Annotated in this window: 20 protein-coding genes; 12 read left to right on the forward strand and 8 right to left on the reverse strand. The window is 67.1% G+C overall.

The features are described from left to right. Positions 1 to 331 precede the first annotated feature (331 nt). Positions 332 to 1024, forward strand: a complete 693-nt coding sequence (locus tag LR393_RS10440) for a hypothetical protein (RefSeq protein ID WP_231483535.1) — start codon at positions 332 to 334, stop codon at positions 1022 to 1024. A gap of 123 nt (positions 1025 to 1147) precedes the next feature. Here LR393_RS10440 and LR393_RS10445 read toward each other — a convergent pair whose 3' ends face one another. Beyond that, entirely contained in the window at positions 1148 to 3184 is a 2037-nt protein-coding gene (locus tag LR393_RS10445) for an AfsR/SARP family transcriptional regulator (RefSeq protein ID WP_231483536.1), read from the reverse strand. Positions 3185 to 3318: 134 nt separating this feature from the next. Here LR393_RS10445 and LR393_RS10450 point away from each other — a divergent pair, with 134 nt between their 5' ends. Next, entirely contained in the window at positions 3319 to 4179 is an 861-nt protein-coding gene (locus LR393_RS10450; protein WP_231483537.1) for an alpha/beta fold hydrolase, read from the forward strand. Positions 4180 to 4299: 120 nt separating this feature from the next. On the opposite strand, the gene LR393_RS10455 is transcribed toward LR393_RS10450, so the two are convergent. The 3 genes from LR393_RS10455 to LR393_RS10465 all read right to left on the reverse strand — a co-directional run bounded on the left by LR393_RS10455 (position 4300) and on the right by LR393_RS10465 (position 6498). After that, entirely contained in the window at positions 4300 to 4755 is a 456-nt protein-coding gene (locus LR393_RS10455) for a MarR family winged helix-turn-helix transcriptional regulator (RefSeq protein WP_231483539.1), read from the reverse strand. A 24-nt stretch (positions 4756 to 4779) separates the two neighbouring features. Beyond that, the gene (locus LR393_RS10460) at positions 4780 to 5859 is read right to left on the reverse strand and encodes a COX15/CtaA family protein (protein ID WP_231483542.1); all 1080 of its coding nucleotides are present in this window, start codon (positions 5857 to 5859) and stop codon (positions 4780 to 4782) included. A 96-nt stretch (positions 5860 to 5955) separates the two neighbouring features. Continuing rightward, complete coding sequence (locus LR393_RS10465) at positions 5956 to 6498, reverse strand: DMT family transporter (protein ID WP_231483544.1); 543 nt, start codon at positions 6496 to 6498, stop codon at positions 5956 to 5958. Between the two features lie 303 nt (positions 6499 to 6801). Between LR393_RS10465 and LR393_RS10470 the strand changes: the two genes are divergently transcribed. From LR393_RS10470 to LR393_RS10480, 3 genes are all read left to right on the forward strand, one after another. Next, the gene (locus tag LR393_RS10470) at positions 6802 to 7797 is read left to right on the forward strand and encodes an FAD:protein FMN transferase (RefSeq protein ID WP_231483546.1); all 996 of its coding nucleotides are present in this window, start codon (positions 6802 to 6804) and stop codon (positions 7795 to 7797) included. A 64-nt stretch (positions 7798 to 7861) separates the two neighbouring features. After that, the gene (locus LR393_RS35155; RefSeq protein ID WP_269326999.1) at positions 7862 to 10006 is read left to right on the forward strand and encodes an ArnT family glycosyltransferase; all 2145 of its coding nucleotides are present in this window, start codon (positions 7862 to 7864) and stop codon (positions 10004 to 10006) included. Between the two features lie 413 nt (positions 10007 to 10419). Beyond that, positions 10420 to 10575: a hypothetical protein gene (locus LR393_RS10480; RefSeq protein ID WP_231483548.1), complete on the forward strand. Its 156-nt coding sequence runs from the start codon at positions 10420 to 10422 to the stop codon at positions 10573 to 10575. A gap of 276 nt (positions 10576 to 10851) precedes the next feature. On the opposite strand, the gene LR393_RS10485 is transcribed toward LR393_RS10480, so the two are convergent. Then, positions 10852 to 11706 (reverse strand): SDR family oxidoreductase, encoded by an 855-nt coding sequence (locus tag LR393_RS10485; RefSeq protein WP_231483551.1) that lies wholly within the window; start codon positions 11704 to 11706, stop codon positions 10852 to 10854. A gap of 95 nt (positions 11707 to 11801) precedes the next feature. On the opposite strand from LR393_RS10485, the gene LR393_RS10490 reads away from it, so the two are divergent. The 3 genes from LR393_RS10490 (at position 11802) to LR393_RS10500 (ending at position 13886) form a co-directional block, all read left to right on the forward strand. Further along, positions 11802 to 12206: a winged helix-turn-helix transcriptional regulator gene (locus LR393_RS10490; RefSeq protein WP_231483553.1), complete on the forward strand. Its 405-nt coding sequence runs from the start codon at positions 11802 to 11804 to the stop codon at positions 12204 to 12206. A gap of 42 nt (positions 12207 to 12248) precedes the next feature. Next, positions 12249 to 12914 carry a response regulator gene (locus LR393_RS10495; protein ID WP_231483555.1) on the forward strand — a complete coding sequence of 222 codons (666 nt, stop codon included), beginning with the start codon at positions 12249 to 12251 and terminating at the stop codon, positions 12912 to 12914. Positions 12915 to 13034: 120 nt separating this feature from the next. After that, complete coding sequence (locus LR393_RS10500; RefSeq protein ID WP_231483557.1) at positions 13035 to 13886, forward strand: CPBP family intramembrane glutamic endopeptidase; 852 nt, start codon at positions 13035 to 13037, stop codon at positions 13884 to 13886. 69 nt (positions 13887 to 13955) lie between these two features. Here LR393_RS10500 and LR393_RS10505 read toward each other — a convergent pair whose 3' ends face one another. Further along, the gene (locus tag LR393_RS10505; protein WP_231483558.1) at positions 13956 to 14711 is read right to left on the reverse strand and encodes a MerR family transcriptional regulator; all 756 of its coding nucleotides are present in this window, start codon (positions 14709 to 14711) and stop codon (positions 13956 to 13958) included. A 97-nt stretch (positions 14712 to 14808) separates the two neighbouring features. Between LR393_RS10505 and LR393_RS10510 the strand changes: the two genes are divergently transcribed. Together LR393_RS10510 and LR393_RS10515 are read left to right on the forward strand one after the other, a co-directional pair. Beyond that, positions 14809 to 15354 carry a DUF4365 domain-containing protein gene (locus LR393_RS10510; RefSeq protein ID WP_231483830.1) on the forward strand — a complete coding sequence of 182 codons (546 nt, stop codon included), beginning with the start codon at positions 14809 to 14811 and terminating at the stop codon, positions 15352 to 15354. Then, entirely contained in the window at positions 15351 to 16541 is a 1191-nt protein-coding gene (locus tag LR393_RS10515; protein WP_231483559.1) for a hypothetical protein, read from the forward strand. The genes LR393_RS10510 and LR393_RS10515 overlap by 4 nt, the downstream gene beginning before the upstream one ends. A gap of 60 nt (positions 16542 to 16601) precedes the next feature. On the opposite strand, the gene LR393_RS10520 is transcribed toward LR393_RS10515, so the two are convergent. Continuing rightward, on the reverse strand, positions 16602 to 17210 hold the full coding sequence (locus tag LR393_RS10520; RefSeq protein WP_231483560.1) for a TetR/AcrR family transcriptional regulator: 609 nt from the start codon (positions 17208 to 17210) through the stop codon (positions 16602 to 16604). 91 nt (positions 17211 to 17301) lie between these two features. Between LR393_RS10520 and LR393_RS10525 the strand changes: the two genes are divergently transcribed. Then, positions 17302 to 18051 carry an SDR family NAD(P)-dependent oxidoreductase gene (locus tag LR393_RS10525; RefSeq protein ID WP_231483561.1) on the forward strand — a complete coding sequence of 250 codons (750 nt, stop codon included), beginning with the start codon at positions 17302 to 17304 and terminating at the stop codon, positions 18049 to 18051. Between the two features lie 40 nt (positions 18052 to 18091). On the opposite strand, the gene LR393_RS10530 is transcribed toward LR393_RS10525, so the two are convergent. Further along, entirely contained in the window at positions 18092 to 18973 is an 882-nt protein-coding gene (locus LR393_RS10530; RefSeq protein ID WP_231483562.1) for a calcium-binding protein, read from the reverse strand. Between the two features lie 184 nt (positions 18974 to 19157). Here LR393_RS10530 and LR393_RS10535 point away from each other — a divergent pair, with 184 nt between their 5' ends. Continuing rightward, positions 19158 to 19757, forward strand: coding sequence for an SMI1/KNR4 family protein (locus LR393_RS10535; RefSeq protein WP_231483563.1), 600 nt, complete (start codon positions 19158 to 19160; stop codon positions 19755 to 19757). Positions 19758 to 19760 lie beyond the last annotated feature (3 nt).

Consider the following 19760-nt stretch of genomic DNA (forward strand, 5'->3'; position numbering starts at 1 on the left):
GACGGAAGCTGCTCGGTCAACGGGTGATTCCCCTTCAGGATGTGCGGATGTCGCTCGATGCTGACGAAGTCTGTCACGGACCGGCGGGCGCCACCGGTTCCGTTCGCCCTGCGCGGACACACCAGCACTCGCCACGTCTTTCCCAACGGCCGAAGGCGCTGGATCGATCCCTGGGATGGCACCTCGACTTGGTACTCCACGGTAAAGATCACATAGTGGATCTGAAGATGGAGCTCGGGTGGCATATTGCTCAGATCGCGGAACGATGGGGGCCGACGCGGCGCACCCAGTGCCTCGGCGAGTGGGCCGCATGAACAGGGAGGACGATGCCGTGAGTTCGCGAAGGAAGAGGGCCAACGCCAAGAGCGAGGCCCAGGCACAGCTGCGATCAGCACTGGACAGCGCTGCTGCCAACGCCCGCACCGGCGGGGCCATCGTCGCCGAGCGGGTGACTCCCGCCGCGATCGCGACGAAGGACCGGGTAGCGGTCGTAACGAAGGACCACGTGGTTCCGGCGGTGCGCAATGCCGCTGACCACGCCGGTCCGGCGCTGGAGAAGGGCTACGCACAGGCCCGGGAGAAGGCCGCCCCGGTCGTTGCCCACGGGCGCGACAAGTTCGTCGACGACCTGCTGCCGAAGCTGGCCGAGGCCGTTGCCGCAGCGTCGGCCGCCGCGATCGCCGCGCGTGACAACGCCGTGGAGACCGCGCAGGACCGCGCCACCTACGCGGTGGAGCAGCTGCCGAGGAACAAGAAGGCGCTGAAGAAGGCCCGTCGCCGTCAGCGTCGCCGCCGTTTCCTGCTCTTCTCGGTGATCGCGGCCGCCGCCGGTGGCGCAGCCGTGGCCTGGAAGAAGAGCAACGAGAACAAAGATCCGTGGACGCCCGATCCGGGTGTCGCCACGGTCAACGGCGCCGCCAACGGCACTCCGCTCACCACCACCCCGGTGGTGCCGCCGGAAGAGCCCGATTCAGACAAGATCATCGGCGACCCGATCGTGGGAGACCCGCGCTCCGACCGCTGAGAAGCCTGAATTACGGACGTCCTGGTCACCTATCGAGGCGACCAGGACGTCCGTCGTTTGCTTTGGGGACGCACGCCGGCGTGGCTCCCGGTCCCGGCAATCCCAACCAAACCTTCGCCGTGATCATGCGAACTTTCCCCGCCGATCAAGCGGACCCCCACCCAGCACCCTGGCCAGCAATTGCTCGGCCCGGGCGAAATGCTTCTCAGCCCGGTCGATCGCACCCAGCCCCAGCGCCAGCCGCCCGAGATACGTCGCGACCGGCCCCAGGTAGACCATCCCGCTACCCGCGCCCGCCAGTTCGTCCTGCGCCGGAAGTAACTGTGCATAGGCTCTTCTCATGGTCGGCTCGTCCCCGTCCCGCAGGGCGACGACGGCCTGCAGACAGGTACGGGCCTCGAGGAGCAGGTCCCGAGGAGACGAGGCCGGGGCCGGACCGTCGCCCAGCAGCGCCCCGACCCAGGGTTGATAAGGTCCGAAATCCTCAGCCTGAAAGCCTTTTCCTTCCCCACCGTGCACCCGGTCGAGACACAACAGGGCCAGAGGCACGATCCCGCTCTCCAGACCGGGCATGCCGGAGCCGGGCAGAGTCGCCGCCGCTGTGAGATAGGCCTCGCGGGCGTCCTCGGCCGAGCCGGTAACGGCTGTACGAAGCGCCGTGAACCAGGTCGTGAACACCCCGACCAACGGGATCCCGTACTGCTCGGCCAGGACATCCGCCGAGAGCGCGTGACGCTCGGCAGCCCTCAGATCGGCCAGCGCCGCGTACGACTGGATGAGGATGAGGTGGCCCAGGACCTCCACCGTCGGAAGACCGGCAGGCTGAGCTGCGGCGATCTCCAGAAGCTCGTGCCCGATCAGCGCCCGCTCAGGAGCCAGCCCGGCCCGGGCGAAGGTCTGCATGAACCGGCCGTTGAGCGCGAGCGCCAGCAGGTTCGGGTCGTCGAGGTCGCGGGCCAGACGCTCGGCCTCGTGCGCGGCCTCCATCCCGCGCGGCCCGGAGTCCGCCCTCCGTTCCAGGGCGATGGTCACCAGCAGACGGGCACGCTCGTGGAGGTGTTCCTCGTCCTCTGCTTGGAGCCCTGCCAACGCGCGCTCAGCCGACTCGACCAGAAAACCCGACAACTCCTCATCATCGTTGGCGGTCCAGATCGCAGGAACGTCAAAAGCGCCCACCACCTGCGCGAACAGCAGCGGATCGGCAAGCTCGGCGGCGGCCCGCACCGCCTCACCCCGGTACTGCCGGGCCTGCGCGAGCTCCCCGGTGACCGCGAGCGCCCGCACCAGCCCCATCAGCGCCTCGAGCCGCTGGCGGCGGCCGTCCGGGCCGGTCGAGGTCGGGTCCTGCCCCCGGATCGCCGCCCGCCACAGACTGCTCCCGGAAACTTCTCTCGCTACGGGCTTTTCCAGATGCCCGGCGTGAGCGAGAACATCCGACTCCAGTTGCCGCAGGGCGTCACCGGGTTCCACCCCGAGTTGCTCGACCAGCGTCTGCCGGGCCCGGCGCAGCGCCGCCAGCGCATCTCCCTGACGCCCGGTCCGGTACAGCGCGAGTGCCAAGAGCTGCCATCCGTCTTCCCGTAACGGGTAGCGCTCGACGTGCGCCTCAAGGTCGGGAACGAGGGCGGCGGCCCGGCCCAGTTCCAGCGCGGCCCCGGCCCGGCATTCCACGGCCAGTGACCGCAACTCGTCCAGACGGTGGGCCTCGGCCCGGGCCCAGGACTGGTCGCCGAACTCCGCATAAGCCGGTCCACGCCACCTGTTCAGAGCACGTTCCAGCTGGTCATGAGCCTGAAGCGGCTGCCCGGCGGCGAGCTGGCGTTGCCCCTGTTCCAGACCCTGGGCGAAGTCCCAGGCATCGACAGCGGGAGCCCGCAAGGCATATCCGGGCGCCTGGGTGACGAGCAGTGACGACGCCGCACGCGGCGGGCGGTCAGGTTCCAGCGCCTTGCGCAGCGCCCCGACGAAGGTCTGCACCGAGCCCAGCGCCCCGTCGGGCGGGTCGTCCCAGAGATCGTCGATCAGCCACTGCACCGGCACCACCCGAGGCGCCGCGATCAGCAGCCGCGCCAGCACCGCCCGATGCCGGGGCCCACCGACCCTGACCTCGCGCCCGTGGTCCATGACCTCGAGCGGCCCCAGCACCCCGAATCGCAACACCCCCCGACTCTAGGTTTCACCCGGGGAAGGTTTGCATGATCACGACCAATCTCCTGTTCGTGATCATGCAAACTTGCCCCGGCACTTCGCCGCTACTGATTGGTTGCTGATTCGCCCCACCCACCCTGATCCGCATGACAGAGATTCCTGGTTTCGACTACCACCGGATCGAGGGTGCCGAAGGAGTGCACCTGAACGTGGCCGTAGGCGGTGACGGCCCCGCCGCCGTCCTGCTGCACGGCTTCCCGCAGACTCACCTCTGCTGGCGCGACGTCGCCGTCGAACTGGCCCAGGAGCACACCGTCATCGTCCCTGACCTGCGCGGATACGGGGACAGCGACAAGCCGGACGACACCGGCGAGACCTACTCCAAGCGCGTCATGGCCGCGGACGTGGTGGCCGTGGCGAAGAACCTGGGCTTCGACCGATTCGCGCTGGCCGGGCACGACCGGGGCGCGCTGGTCGCGATCCGGGCGGCGCTCGACCACCCGCAGACCGTGACCCACCTGGCCTCGCTCGACGTCTTCACCACGCTGGACATGTGGGACGTGATGGCCGGACGCGCCGCCGCCGTGGGCTTCCACCTCTACCTGATGGCCCAGCCGCCCGGTCTGCCCGAACTCATGATCAACACCGTCCCGGACGAATTCTTCGGCCACTTCCTCGACATCTGGGCCAACGGCCCGCTGGAGCACCGCGAGATCTACCTGGAGAAGTCGCGCGCCGCCGTGACCTCGATCGTCGCCGACTACCGGGCGTCCGCCGGCATCGACGTCGATCACGACCAGGCCGACCGCGACGCCGGGAACCACCTGCGCATGCCGGTCACCGTGCTGCAGCAGGACTGGGGCCAGGCCATGACCGGTCAGGCCGTTGAACGCTGGCAGGCCTGGGCCCCCGACCTCGAGCACCGCACGGTCAACTGCGGGCACTTCATGGCCGAGGAAGACCCGACCACGATCACCCAGGCTCTGAAAGACCTCCTGAAGCGCTAGCCACCACCAAATTCCCCGTGATCATGCAAAACCTCCCCGGCGTTCTAGAACTCTACGGCTCACAGTTCTAGAACGCTGGGGAGGTTTTGCATGATCACGAACAAAGAAAGGGGGAGGTCGTCAGACGGCTAGGTCGCTGGAACCGCCCAGGTTCCCGATCATCCGCCGCAATGTGTTGATGGTGGTGACGTAGTCCTCCGTGCTGACCCCGTCGCAGGTCTCGGCGTGGGCGCCGGCGTTGCGTTCGCGGGCGCGCGCCAGGCCCTCCTCGCCGGTTGCCGTCAACACGAAACCGGGCTCCTCGAGCAGCCATCCGCGCTCGATCAGGTCGTCGAACACGTCTTCCAGCTCGACGCCCAGATCGTCGTAGGGCTGGAGCTTGTCGGCGAGCTCGGCGCGGGTCCAGGTGCCCGGGGAGCCCGCGACGTGGTTCAGCGTCCACCAGTGCGGCTGGGTGAGCTGCTCGGAGGCCAGCTCGGCGCGCAGGCGCCCGACGACCGCCCGGTAGGCGGCCCCGCTCCAGTAGCCGATGGGCTGGGCCGCCACCTGATCGTCCGGGTACTCGTTCATCGTCATGGCGGCCACCGTACGAAGTCGAGGTCAAACAGCAGTAACAGAGGACGCCTCGGTCGCCTGCGGCGCGGGGGTCACCGGGTCGGGGTGGATGGTGGCAAGTAGGACGCGCAGCACGCCGACCCAGGTCAGGGCGGCGCCGCCCATGTGAACGACGACCACCACCCAGGGCAGGCCGTCGAGGCTCTGGTACAGGCCGATCATCATCTGCGCGACCAGCACGCCGAGCAGGATCAGGCCCCGCTGGAAAGTCTTACGGTCGCCGGCCCGGTGCGCGGCGACGGCACAGACTGCCGCCAGCCCGAGCACCAGCACGCCCAGCAGCCCGTGGATCCAGGCCATGGCGGCCCAGTCGATCTGGATGCGGTGCACTTCGCTGGAGTCACCCGGGTGCGGTCCCGATCCGGTGGTCAGCGTGCCCGCCACCACCAGGAACCCGGCCACGACGACCAGGACCCAGGCCAGTTTCGTGCGCAGTGGACGCGTCGGGTCGGGTGCCGGCGCCGGAAGCACCACGGTGCCGTCGGCGGCCTGCGAGGTGCTCGGAACGTCGTTCGGCGTGAGCACCGCCCGCCGCCCGTACCGCGGGCCGGGACCACTGACCGTGCGCCGGTTCCATTCCTCGAAGGCGTGGCTGTGGGCGAAGTCGTAGCTCAGCGCCGTCGTGGTCAGCAGCAGCGTGGCGGCGCAGAAGTGCACGGCCACCAGGTACGGGTTCAGGCCCGTCCACACCGTGATCCCACCGAGCACGGCGTTCAGCACGATGATGAAGAACTGCGACCAGGTGGTGCGCACCAGCCAGCGGTTCGGCACCTTCTGGAACCGCGCCGTGATGATCGCCAGCCCGACCGCGACCGAGATGACGAAGGTCAGCATCCGGTTGGTGAACTCGATGGCCCCGTGGATACCCATCTCGGCCGGCACCACCAGGGAGTCGTCCGTGCACTTGGGCCAGGTCGTGCAGCCCAGGCCCGAGCCCGTCAGCCGGACGATCCCGCCGGTCAGGATGATCCCGATGCTGCAGACCAGGGCGAAGGTGGTGGCCCAGCGCACCGTCCGGGGGTTCAGCCGGATGAAGGGCTCGAGCAGGCCGAACGGCGTACGCATGAGCCCGAGTCTGTCATGTCGCCCAGCGTGACCCACCGTTGGTCCGGCCGAGGACGAGCAGGTCGGGACGAACGGCGGAGCGTTCCGGGACGAAGGTCAGATCCCGGGCCGGCCGAGATCGGGGAAGACTGGCGCCAGGTCGGAATCCGGGTCGGTCTTCATGTCGTGCCGGGGTCGCATCTGCCTGGGAATCAGGCCGCTGCGTGGGGTGAGCATGGGAACCTCACCGGATTCCGGCCCCTGAACCCGCTGCTGGGGTACCGGCGGAACGGGTGCCGGCGCCGGGGCGGACGTGACCTTCGCATCGCCCACGGCATGTGCCTCCCCGCCGCTGAGATTCACCACGATCACCCCGAGAATGATCAGCAGCAGCCCGCCGATGCGCGGAAGGGTGATGGTCTCACCGAACATCACCACGGCGAGAAGCGTGATGGCCGCCGTGCCCACCGCCGACCAGAGCGCGTAGACCAGGCCCACATCAAGGGTTTTCAACGCAAAGCCAAGAAGACCGAAACAGCCGATGTACCCCACCACCACGATCAGGCTCGGCCAGAACCGGGTAAATCCATCAGCCGTTTTCAGGCTGATCGTCGCCGTAATCTCCAGAACGATAGCTCCCGCCAGAGCCAGCCACGCCACGAAAATCCCCCACATCCGCCCGCTTGATCAACAGCTTGAACTGTATAGCGAAATTGACTGTGGAGTAGGCGAACCCGGTTTTAATGCGCCGAGATTCCCTTGATCCGAAGGAGATTCCACGAAAGGACGATGCCACACCGTCATCCGTCTACCCGATGTCCGGGCCACAGCACTCTCACAGTTTTCACAGCGGCCACATAAGTAATTCGCACAGCAGGCTTTCAGACTTCCTTGCCGATCACCCCAGCTCCCGCCCCGAGGATCAATCACGACCGGATCACCCGAGGAACTCCAGGAGGAGCCATGGCCATCACCGACATCGTCGTGCCTGGGCTGCGCCGGAACCACCTGCCCGAGCAGCCGCTCGTCGGCGGCAGCTCCGCCGGCACCACGGCGGCCTGGCCGGCCTGGGGAACCACCGCGTCCGTCACCGTCGACGACCCGGCCGCCCTGACCGTGGCCCGCCGCATCGTCTCCCGGCAGATCGCGGCCGCCGAGAAGGCCGCCGCCCGATTCCGTTCCGACGCCGAACTGCACAAGCTGTACCGGGCCGGGGGACGTCCGGTGACCGTCAGCCCGCTGCTCGCCGAACTGGTCGCCGCCTCCCTGGCAGTGGCGATGCGCACCGACGGCGACATCGACCCCACGGTGGGCGCGGCGCTGAACGCGGTCGCCGCAGCCGGCCGTGACCGCTCCCACCTGCCGGTCTGCGGTTCCCGCCCGACCGGTGGCCGCCCCGCGGCGGGCTGGGAGCAGGTCCGGCTGGAGGGCCGCAAGCTCCAGGTCCCGGCCGGCACCACGCTCGACCTGAGCGCCACCGCCAAGGCCGCCGTCTGCGACATGGCGGCCGCCCGGGTGCGCGAGCGCGTCGACGCCGGGGTGCTGGTGCGGCTCGGCGGCAACGTCGCCTCGGCCGGCCCGGCCCCGGAGCAGGGCTGGAAGGTACTGATCGAAGACCGGGACGGCGACCTCACCACCCAGGTCCACCTGCCCGCCGGCGCGGCCCTGAGCACGTCGCGGATCGCGGTCCTGCCCGAGCGGCACCGCAACTCCCGGGTGACCCACATGATCGACCCCCGCACCGGCGAGATTCCCCTGCCGGTCTGGCGCATGGTCAGCGCCATCGGCTTCACCTGTCTCGAGGCCTCGACCTACTCCACCGCTTCCCTGGTCCGCGGCACCCGGGCCCGCTCCTGGCTCACCCAGCTCTGGGTCCCCGCCCGGCTGATCACGGTGGCCGACGACGAACTGCTCTCCGGCAACTGGGCCGCCCACGCAACGCCCCCCAACCTCCCGTGATCATGCAAAACCTCCCCAGCGTTCTAGAACTCTTCCCCGCCCGACAGACCCCGAAGGACAACCGATGACAGCCACCCTGGACAGCCAGACCGGCTCCGGGCCCCGGACCGATCCACCTCCCTTGAGCCGGGCCGACAACGCCAAGGGCACCCGCGGCCTGGGCCGGCGCATCGTCCGGGGCCGCGAGCAGGACCCGGCCTGGGTCCGCCCGGCCCTCCTCGCCCTGCTCGTCTCCACGGCCTTCCTCTACATGTGGGGCCTGGGCGCGTCCGGCTGGGCGAACTCCTTCTACTCCGCCGCCGTACAGGCCGGGTCGAAGAGCTGGGAGGCGTTCTTCTTCGGCTCCTCCGACGCCGCGAACGCGATCACGGTGGACAAGCCCCCGCTGGCGCTGTGGCCGATGGCCCTGTCGGTGCGGATCTTCGGCCTGAGCTCGTGGAGCATCCTGCTCCCCCAGGCCGTGATGGGTGTGGCCTCGGTCGGTCTGCTCTTCACCATCGTCCGGCGTCACTTCGGTGCCGGGGCCGGGCTGCTCGCCGGGGCCGTGCTGGCCACCACGCCGGTGGCCACGCTGATGTTCCGGTTCAACAATCCGGACGCCCTGCTCGTGCTGCTGATGATCGCCAGCGTCTACTTCGTGCTGCGCGCGATCGAGCACGCGAAGATGCGCTGGCTGCTCCTGGCCGGCGTGATGATCGGCCTGGGCTTCCTGACCAAGCAGTTGCAGGCCCTGCTCGTGGTGCCGGCGCTGGGCCTGACCTACCTGTGGGCCGCGCCGACCACCTTCCTGAAGCGGATCGGCCACCTGCTGGCCGCATTCGCCGCGATGATCGTCTCGGCCGGCTGGTGGATCGCGGCCGTCGAACTGTGGCCCGCCGACTCGCGTCCGTACATCGGTGGCTCGCAGAACAACTCGATCCTGGAACTCACCTTCGGCTACAACGGTCTGGGCCGGCTCACCGGTAACGAGACCGGAAGCGTCGGCAGCAACGGCAACTGGGGCGAGACCGGCATCACCCGGCTCTTCACCACCGAGTTCGCCAGCCAGATCGGCTGGCTGATGCCGGCCGCGTTCATCCTGCTCGTCACCGGCCTCATCGCCACCCGGAAACTGCCACGCACCAGCGCTGTTCGTGCCCAGTTCATCGTCTGGGGAGGCTGGCTGGTCATCACCTTCCTGACCTTCAGCATGATGCAGGGCATCTTCCACTCCTACTACACCGTGGCCCTGGCCCCGGCCATCGCCGCGCTCGTCGGCATCGGCACGGCCGCGCTCTGGAAGACCCGCTCGGTCATCGGCACCTTCGCTCTGGCCGGCACCGTGCTGGTCACCGCGCTGTGGTCGTACACGCTCCTGGCCAACAGCTCCGACTGGCACCCGTGGATCCGCGTGGTCGTACTGATCACCGGTCTGCTCGCGACCGCGGGCCTGGCGGCCTCCAGCTGGCTCGCCGTGCGGCTGCAGAGCGTCACCCGCAAGCGCGTCATGCTCGGTATCGGCGCTCTCGCCCTGATCTCGGGCCTGCTCGGGCCGGCCGCGTACTCGCTGAACACGGCGGCCACGGCTCATACCGGGTCGATCCCCACGGCCGGTCCGAGCACCGGGATGGGTGGCATGGGCGGAGGTGGCGGCATGCGGGGCGGCGGTGCTGGCGGCCCGGGCGGTCAGTCCCAGAACGGCACCGGCCAGTCGCAGGGCGGCACCACCCAGTCGCAAGGCGGCACCACCCAGGGCGGCACCACCCAGTCCCAGGGGGGAACCACCACCCAGGGCCAGGGCGGCTTCGGCGGCGGAACCGGTGGAGGCATGGGCGGTGGTGGCGGCATGGGCGGCCTGCTCAACGCCACCACCCCGAGCGACGAGATGGTGGCGGCGCTACAGGCCAACGCTGACGACTACACCTGGGTCGCGGCCACGGTCGGATCGAACAACGCCTCCGGCTATCAGCTGGCCAGTGAAGAGCCGGTGATGGCGATCGGCGGCTTCAACGGTACCGACCCGGCCCCGACGCTCGACGAGTTCAAGGCCTACGTGGCCGCGGGGAAGATCCACTACTTCATCCCCGGCAGCACGATGAGCGGCAGCAGCTCCAGCGGCAGTGACGCCGCCACGGAGATCACCGAGTGGGTCGAGGCGAACTACGCCACGACCACGATCGACGGCACCACGGTCTACGACCTCACACAGGCGGCGACCTCCACCAGCTGACCGGTTCGCTTCATCTCGGGGCGGACCGTGTCTGATCTCGGCCAGTTATCTGGCTGTGATCAGACACGGTCCGCCCTTTGAAACGTTCTTGAACGGTTCCGGAACGATTTCTGGCACGAATAACCAACCCCGCCCGAAAGGGAATCCGCCGACGACCGACGTGATCTGCGTCCCCCATTCATCGCCGCCGTGATCGCCCATTGAAAGACACTCCAAAAGACATCCGCATCTCGGCTCTGACCTGCAAAAAAGTAGCCCAATCGCTCCAAATGATGATCTTTCCTGAGGCCGACCAAAGCATTGTGCCGAGCGCCGAATCACCCCTTCCGGGACGAAAGGCAGGAGGCGCCCGGCGTTATTCATGCCGTAGCCTCACTCGCGTTTAAACGCTTGCCGAGACGCCAGGGAGAATTGTGGGCACGCTGGAGCAGATCTTCTACACCGGCATCATGATCAGCGGCGCGATCGCGACCGGGCAGCTCGCCTGGCTGGGCACCGACAAGGTGATCGAGAAGCTCGGCACCGAGCCCCGGCACTGGCTGGAGAACAAACGCCGCAGCCAGAGCTAATCAGTGGCCCGGCGTCGGTTCCACCGACCTCGGTCCGATCAAGCAGGCCATCGGCCTGAACCCCTCCGGCGAGCACCTCACCTGTCATGTCTGCCGACAGGAGTACGAGCGTCCCGACATGGCCGCCTGCCAGACCCACGACGCCGATGTCTGTTCGCTGTGCCTGAGCACCGACAAGGTGTCCGACCACGTTCTTCTCGCTCAAATCCCTGATTGAGGACGAAGCTGAGCTCCCTTCGCGGGGTGGGCACCGGGGTGTTTCCGGCGAAGCGGGTTCTAACGAAGCGGGCGTAGGCCCTCGATCAGGGGCGTCGTCGGACGGCCGATGAGCCCGGACAGGTCGGTGGTGGCCTCGGCAAGGGCGCCCTGGGCAATGTCGGCGTCGAGAGTGGTGACGAACCGAATGAGGTGCGGGTCGAGGCCGGCACCCGTGAGAGCCGCGATGTGGGATTCCCGGTCGAGCTGCACGAGCTCAACCGGGCGACCCAGCACCTCACCCATCACGGTCGCGAGATCGGCAAAAATCCAGGCCACGTCGCCGGAGAGCTCGTAGACGCGTCCGTCGTGGTCACCACCGGCCAGCACGATCGCGGCGGCCTCGGCGTAGTCCGCGCGGGAGGCCGAGGCGACCCGGCCGGAACCGGCACTGCTGAAAAGCTTTCCGGTCGCCTCCGCGTTCTTCAGGTGGGCCCCGTAGTTCTCGTGGTACCAGTTGTTGCGCAGGATCGAATAGGCCAGACCCGAGGCCCGGATGAGGTTTTCGGTCGCCGCGTGGTCGGGCGCGACCAGGAGCACGGTGTCGTCGGCGTGCGGCGCCGAGGTGTAGGCGATGAAGCCGACCCCGGCCTGCTGCGCCGCGGTGACGACGGAGCCGTGCAGGGCCACGCGTTCGCCGGACTCAGGACCCGAGATCAGGAGAAGCCGGTCGACACCGTCCAGAGCGGTGACCAGGGCGGGAACGTCACCGTAGGAGGCGACGCGCACACCCACGCCCAGGTCAGCGAGTGCCTTGGCGCGATCGGCGTCGCGGACCACGACGACGATGTCGGACGCGGGTGTGCCCCGGGTGAGGAGGGCGTCGACGACGAGGGAGCCCAGGGCTCCGGTGGCGCCGGTGAGAGCGATGCTCATGATGGTCCTTCGGGTTTTCAGAGCCTCCCGGTGAGGCACTGAGAACCACGCTAATAGCCTGAGGATATTAGGTTCCTCAAAGATACTATTGGACAGTGACCACGCCTTCGCTCGAGCGCCCCTTCGGTTCCGGTGCCGACGGGTTCCAGCCCTGCCCGATCACCCCGGTGATCGAGATCCTGTTCAGCCGGTGGACCACTCCGATCCTCTGGTCGCTTCACCACGAGGGTCCGTTGCGGTTCAACGAGATCCGGGAGCGGCTGACCGGGGTGACGCCGAAAGTTCTCACGCAGCGGCTCCGCCAGCTCGAACGCGACGGGCTGATCACCCGCGAGCAGTTCCCGGAGGTGCCGCCGCGGGTCGAGTACTCCATCACCGAGCTGGGTCTGTCGCTCAGCCCGGCGTTCGGCGTCCTCGGGTCCTGGGCCGACGAGAACCTGTCCCTGGTCGCGCATGCCCGCGAGCGTTACGACGGGTCGGGGCGACCCCGACCCTCGTGACGCCCACAGGCGTCCACCATTTGACCGATACGCTGCCTTCTCGTGACCTTGCGCGTGCTGGTGGCCGACGATCAGGAGCTGGTGAGAACGGGGTACGCGACGATTCTGTCGGCGCAGCCCGACATGGAGGTCGTGGGGGAGGCCGGCGACGGTCGCGCCGCGGTGAACCTGTCGCTGGAGCTGAAACCGGACGTCGTGGTGATGGATGTGCGGATGCCCGTGCTCGACGGCATCAGCGCCACCCGCGAGCTGGCCGGGCCCGGCATCGAGAATCCGGCGAAGGTACTGGTCGTGACCACGTTCCAGCTGGATGAGTACGTCTACGAGGCGTTGCGGGCGGGTGCCAGCGGGTTCCTGCTGAAGGATGCTCCGCCCAGAGAGTTGCTGAACGGTATCCGGGTCATCGCCTCCGGTGAGTCGCTGCTGGCCCCGGCCATCACGCGGCGGCTGGTGGGGAAGTTCGGCGAGCGCCTGCGGCCGACCACGGCTGTGCCGGCTGTGCTGGGGGCGCTGACCCCGCGCGAGGTCGAGGTGCTCAAGCTGATCGCCGAGGGCATGTCCAACGTGGAGATCGCCGAGGCCATGGTGGTCAGCCGGGAGACCGTGAAGACGCACGTCTCGCGCATCCTGACCAAGCTCGACCTGCGCGACCGGGTGCAGGCCGTGGTGTTCGCGCACCGCAATGGTCTGGTGAACGCCGGCTCGTAGGGGTATCCCCCACGAGAGCTACTCCAGGTGCGCTCTGTGGCGTGACGACCCAGAAGCTTCCGAAATCTAGATTTTTGATGTGACCAGGAGGCCACAGCAGACACCTAGCAGGAGGCTCCGATGTTCGCTCAGCAGCTTCGTAAGACCCCGGTCCGACTGGTCGTCCTGGCGGTCGGCTTCCTGGCCGTGAACGCTCTCTTCATCGGTCCGCTCTCCGCGTTGGTCAAGCAGGGCAACCCGCTCGTGTCGCTGCTGACGCTGGTGCTGGGCGTTGCCGCAGCCTTCGCCGAGGTGTGGCTCTACCGCTGGGTGATCCGGAAGGTCGAGCACCGCGAGGCCACCGAGCTCGCCTCGGTCGACGTCGCCGCCCTGCGCCGCGGCACCCTGCTCGGCATCGGCATGTTCTCCGTGGTGATGCTGCTAATCACGATCTTCGGCGGCTATGACTCGCTGAGCTGGGGTTCGTTCTTCTCGGTCTTCGCCACCGCCGGCATGATGGCCGCCGTCGCCGTGATCGAGGAGATCATCTTCCGCGGCATCCTGTTCCGCCTGCTGGAGCAGATGACCGGCACCCTCGGCGCGATGATCGGCTCGGCCGTGGTCTTCGGTGGCCTGCACCTGATCAACGACCCAACCGCCTTCTGGGGCGCCCTGGCCATCGCGATCCAGGGTGGTCTGATGCTGGCCGCCTGCTACGCCGTGACCCGCTCGCTGTGGCTGCCGATCGGTCTGCACTTCGGCTGGAACTTCGCTGAGTCCGGCATCTTCGGCACCACGGTCTCCGGCTCCAGCAACAGCGGTAGCGGCCTCTTCCACAGCGTGCTCGACGGCCCGACCCTGATCTCCGGTGGTGACTTCGGCCCCGAGGCCACCATCTTCGCAGTCCTGGTCTGCAGCACCCTCACCCTGCACTTCGTGCGGAAGATGACGAGCCTCTCGAAGACCGAGGCCCAGGAACTCGCCGTCGCCTGACCCTCCCGCTCCACACCGCTTACGGTGGCATTAAGGCCTCAGGGCCGAGATGCCACCGCAGCGTTTTGTCTACAGGTTCCGCTCCGTGTAAACCCTGAGCGCGTCCCTCACGTACTCCGCATACGGAGTCGCGTCGACTCCGGGCGGCGCGTAGCTCTTCGCGAAACATGGATCGGCCACGTACATCTCGCCGATCCCGATGACGTAGTCCCGGCTCGGCGCGGCCGTGATCCCCAGCCACTCGACCTGCCGGCGGGCAATCTCCTGGGCGACCGCCCCGTCCACTGCTTCCTGATCATCGTGGGCCCGGGCGAAATCCCTGGCGATGTCGCGCATCTGCTGCCGGAACGGCGCCTTCTGCCCGTCGTCGAGCGACCGCCACCACCGGTCCCCCTTCTCGTAAACCTCCGGCCCCCACTGCTGCGTGACCTCGCCCCGGTACTGCGTGTGGTCGAACCCGTCGAGCACTTCCTCGGCCATGAGCGCCTCCCCTCCCCCGAGCTTGCGAATGGTCGTGCGGATCGACCGCACCTGCCGCCCGATGCGATCTTGTTCCTGCGCAAGCATTTCCAGATGCTCACGCAAGGCCGCCACCATGTCGGCCGACTCGTCCAGAGCCTCTTTGATCGCCGGCAGCCCAACCCCGTGCTCCCGCAGCAACAGAATCCGCTGCAACCGGACCAGCCCCCGCTGGTCGTACCAGCGCTGACCATTGCTCCCGGTCCGGCTGGGCACGAGCAACCCGACATCGCCGTAGTGCCGCAGGGTGCGACTGGTTGCACCGGTCAGCCGGGCTACCTCCTGGATGGACCATTCCGCCGTCAACGGGAACCGCGGTGGGAATTGACGTTGCGTCAATGTCAACGCCACGAACTGATGTCATTTGTGGGTATTTCCCAAATTAGGCACTATATGGATCGTGATGGTGGGCCGCGCAGGAGATGCGAACGCACTTCAGGGTGCCTTCGGCGAGCAGTGGCTCTGTATGGCCGCGGCCTCATGGGGCTACCAGTACGGGCGGCCCGCATTTCTGGACCTCGACAAAACAGATGTCCAGCTCTCCCTCCTCGGCGAACACTGGGGGTGCTACTCACCCACGGTTCAGATCCAGGTCAAGACCGTCAGCGGAGTGTCTGCCTCCGGAACCGAGATCTCGTACAGTCTCGATGTCCCCACTTACGACGTGCTCAGGCGCACCGACCACAGCATCAGACGCCTGTTGGTGGTCGTCATCGTGAGAGATGATGACGACCGGGCCCGCCTTCATGAGGATGGCTTGCTGGTATTGGCGCACGGGTACTGGATGTCTCTCGAAAGCCTTCCAGCCACAACGAATACCTCAACACGAGTGGTGCACGTCCCGACGAAGAACAAGATCGATGAGGAAGGGCTGGAGCGGATGCTACGAGAGAACGCCGCTCCCCGGTCCACGTCCGTTCCCGATTTCGACCCCTGGGAGATGGCGTGAACGCCTCTCCTTCCACCGTGGATGGATTTCCGCCGCACTTCGACTGGCCACCACTCGACGAACTGAAGCAGTACCTGATCTCGACGAATTGGCAAGAAACGTCCCGCACGGACAAGCTCGTCATCTACCGATCCCCACTGTCCGAGGTGAGCACCGTCGTCCTTCCGGTACATACCGGATTCACCGACGTCGTCCAGCGTGTTTATGAGGCAGTTCGGGTTCTGTCGTGGACCGAGAAGCGCCCTGTCAGACAGGTCGTCGAAGACATTCGCAACGGTGGTGTGGACGGGGTCCTGGTGCGGACCCACCCGGAGGCCCCGAGCGGCCAGGCACCTCTCGGCTTCATCCGGATAGCCCTGCCGGCGCTGCGGGATTTTATCGCCGCTTCGGCATCGGCCACGCTACTTCAGATTCCGGCCCTGGTTCTGCCCAACCGGCGGCCGGCCCAGGCAGAATCCTATGCAGACCAGGTCATGCTCTCCACCGAGCCGGGAAGCTTCGTCTTCTCCCTTTCCCTGCCTCTGCGAGACGAGGCTCTGGAGAGCTCATCAGCATCCGACGGTTTGCTCGACCTGGAACCCGTGCCGTTCGGGCGGCGTGTGCAGACCCGGATGGCCCAGGTCGCAGAGCGTGCCTCCGCCCTCGCCGAACAAGTCTCAGCTGGCCATGCCACACTCCGCGCGTTCGCCAGGATGGAGCCAGGCGCGCCCAACGCCACTGAACTGGCAGCGATGTCTGCGCTCGGAGGTTCCGAATTTCATACGTACGAGATGACATTTACCCGCTCCGCCCGATTCCGCTCACCGGAAACACCTAGTCATCTACGGATCACACCGGGGCAGCAACGCGTTCTGCACGAAGCCGCGGATTTTCTGCGCACGAAACAGCCACGCTCCAATGTGAAGGTGGTCGGTCTGGTGATCAGACTGTCACACGATACGGGGATGTCTGGCCCCGGTGAAATTACTATCTATGGCGCAGACGATGACACCGGCGCTCAACGCCGTTATCGCGTGGAGCTTGTCGATTCCGAGTATCAGCGAGCGGTTCTGGCCCATCGCGACGGACGGATCGTTTCCATTTCCGGAGATCTTGTGATGCGCGGAAACCAGCGGCGCCTGGTCAAGACCACAGGCTTACAAGTCATGGAGCCGTCAGACGAGGAGTCGGACTACTTGTTCGACTGAACTGCCCTGCCTGACCAGATGGCTTTTCCTATAACAAAACACGCTCGCCAGGACGCAAGGTCAGGCGGGGGGCCAGCTCTTCAGGGCGGCGTCGGCCACCTGCTGCAGTTCTTCGCGGGTGGCGCCGCCCGCAGCCTGGACCGCGATGCCGTTGGCCACGGTCATGACGTAACGGGCCAGCACTTCGGGGTCGGAGGTCGGGGGTAAGTCACCCTCGTCGACGGACTGCCGGAACCGGTCGAGAAGGGCCGCGCGGCCGCCGTCCCGCCACACCGCCAGCGTGTCGCGGACAACTCGCCCCGCTTCACCGGTGCTCAGCGCACCCTGCACGCCCATGCAGCCGGCGGGGCCGCCGGGCCAGGTACTCGAGCGGACCGACCCGGCGAGGAACATGGTGGCCACCTGCCGGGCGGTCGGCTGCCGCAGGGACTCGAAGGAGTAGGCCGCGGGGCCGACCGTATAGCGCTGCAGCGCCTTGAGAAACAGCTCTTCCTTGTTCCCGAAGGCCGCGTACATGCTCTTGCGGGTGATGCCCATGGCGGCTTCCAGCTCGGTGAGGCTCGCGCCTTCGTAGCCCTGCTTCCAGAAGAGCAGCATGGCCTGCTCCAGGGCGTCGTCGGCGTCGAACCCACGCGGCCGACCGATCTGAGCCTTCTGGGGTGCGTCCACCGCAGCATTCTAGCTCTTCGAAACTGATCGGTGCAGAAGTGCTACATTCACGTTCAGCACTGATCGGTGCCGAAAAAGACGGAGGTCAGAGATGCGCAGGCTCGAAGGCAAGACAGCAGTTGTGACCGGTGGCGGTACGAAGGGAATCGGTCGGGCCACCGCGGCGAGGCTGGTGGACGAGGGCGCGCACGTTTTCATCTTCGGTCGGCGCAAGAACGAGCTGGACGAGGCGGCCGGGCTGATCGGCACCTCGGTCACCGCCGTCCAGGGCGACATCACGAACCACGACGACCTGGACCGGCTGTACGCGGCGGTCGGCGAGCGCGGTCAGGGGCTGGACGTACTGTTCGCCAACGCGGCCACTGCCTCGTTCGGGACGATCGAGCAGATCACCGAGGAGGCCTATGACCAGGTCTTCGACGTCAACGTCAAGGGAAGCCTATTCACGGTGCAGAAGGCATTGCCGCTGCTCAATGACGGTGCCTCGGTAATCTTGAATGCTTCCACCGCAGCCGATCACGGAGCGGTCGCCTTCGGCGCCTACTCCGCGTCCAAGGCCGCTCTGCGGACCTTCGCACGGGTCTGGGCCCATGAGCTGGCGGGCCGGAACATCCGTGTCAACGCCGTCTCACCCGGCCCGATCGACACCACCGGCATCAATGAGCTGGTCGGCGAGGAGAACGCGGCCGGCTTCAAGGCGAGCCAGGGTGCTGGTCTCCCGATCGGGCGCATCGGTCGCCCCGACGAGGTCGCCGCCGCCGTGGCCTTCCTGGCTTCGGCGGACAGCAGCTTCGTGATCGGGTCGAACCTCTACGTCGACGGCGGCGAGAACCAGATCTGAGACGCCAGGGGCCGTTTCCTTCGAGACGGCCCCGGCAATCTCAGTTCTTCAGCCTGTTCTTCCCGGCACCGCCGTTGAGGACGTCTTTACCCAGCCCGCCGTACAGCCAGTCGTTCCCGGCCTGCCCGAACAGCTTGTCCGCACCCGAGTTGCCGTAGAGCTTGTCGTTGCCGCTGCCACCGTGGATGACGTCATTGCCGGCATCACCGTGCAAGATCTGAGCGCCCACGCCGCCGGTGATGGTGTCGTCGCCCTCATTCCCGCTGGCCGACGTGCCCTTACCGATCGCCCGCAGGACGTCGTTGCCCTCGCCGCCCTCAAGGATCAGGCCGCTGTGGCCGGTGATGGTGTCTGCACCGGGGCCGCCCCAGACCGTGGTGGCGAAATACTCGTCGCTACTCTTCGTGCGGAGGGTGTCGTTGCCGTCGCCGAGAACGAACTGATTGATGACGCGCGTGCCGGCCGGGTTCGAGAAGGTCACCGTGTCGTCCTGGTCGTACAGACGAGCCACCGTGTACGAGATCGGCTCGTCGCGATACAGATTCGCGTCGTAGTCGTCGATCGTGCAGGTGACGCGGGTGTGGTCGGTCGTGTCGGGGTAGGCGCAGCCAGGCCCCGCCGAGATCTCCACGCTGTCGTCGTAGGTGTACGTGAAAGTTTTCCCGCCATTGGACTTCTCGCTCGCGACAGTGAGGTCGTTCCGCTGACCCGGCGCCGCCTTGTAATCGAGCCGGTAGCCGATCCGCTGAGCTCCGCGGGCGAAGTAGTACACGCGCGCGGTGGCAGGAGCGGTGGTGGCAACGGTGCTCGCGGGCGCAGCGCCCGCGCTCTCCCCCAGACCGATGGCCGCCATCCCGACTCCCAGTAGCGAGGCGACAGCCCCGAGGCTCACCAGCTGGCGGGGGCGGCGACGCAGAGCCATGTGGGGTTTCTCCATGAGAGCAAGCCGGGAAGGCAGGCAAGAGGGGATTCGCCGCAACAATATTGGACGAATGCCATCATAGGGTACCGCTTCTGGGAGCTTTTGAGTTCGGTGAACTACTGCTTCCCCAGCACCCGTGAACACCAGAACTCATGGCCATCCGCTGACCACCCTGGAGAACCCCATGCCGGATCAACAGCCGCTCACGGTCGAGGAATGGCAGGCCTTCCTCACCGAGTTCAGCCGCAGGGTGCTGACCTCGCCGGAACAGACCGTCGACCGGTTCGACCCCACCACCGAGCTGGGTTTCGTCACCGTTCCCCGGTTCAGCCCGGAGGTCCTGGAGAAGAGCTGGCTGGGCAGCGACCCGTGCAGCGAGAGCGACATTGCTGCGGCGGAAGCCCGTCTGGGCCGTGCTCTGCCTTCGCGCTTTCGGAACTTCTACCTGGTCAGCAACGGCTGGACCGATGCGGGACGGTACGGGGAAGACGTATGGCCCATCGAGAAGATCGACTGGCTACGCAACGCCGACCCCGAACTCGTCGAGGTCTGGCTCGAGGTCTACGACGAGGACGAGGCCACCATTCTCAAGACCAGCCTGCTCATCGGTTACGCCGACGGGGGCGCCGGCGATTACTGGCTCCTGAAACCGCCATCCACTGATACCGATTCAGAGTGGACCGCGTATCAATGGGGGCCCGGATCAGCCGGGGACCCGGAACCGTACGAGAACTTCGCCGTGCTCATGTCCGAGTACTTCGACGAGGTGGTGGTCGAGGGGTGAGCG

Origin of the sequence: Kineosporia mesophila (genome assembly GCF_021129235.1) — a bacterium.
Lineage (GTDB): Bacteria > Actinomycetota > Actinomycetes > Actinomycetales > Kineosporiaceae > Kineosporia > Kineosporia mesophila.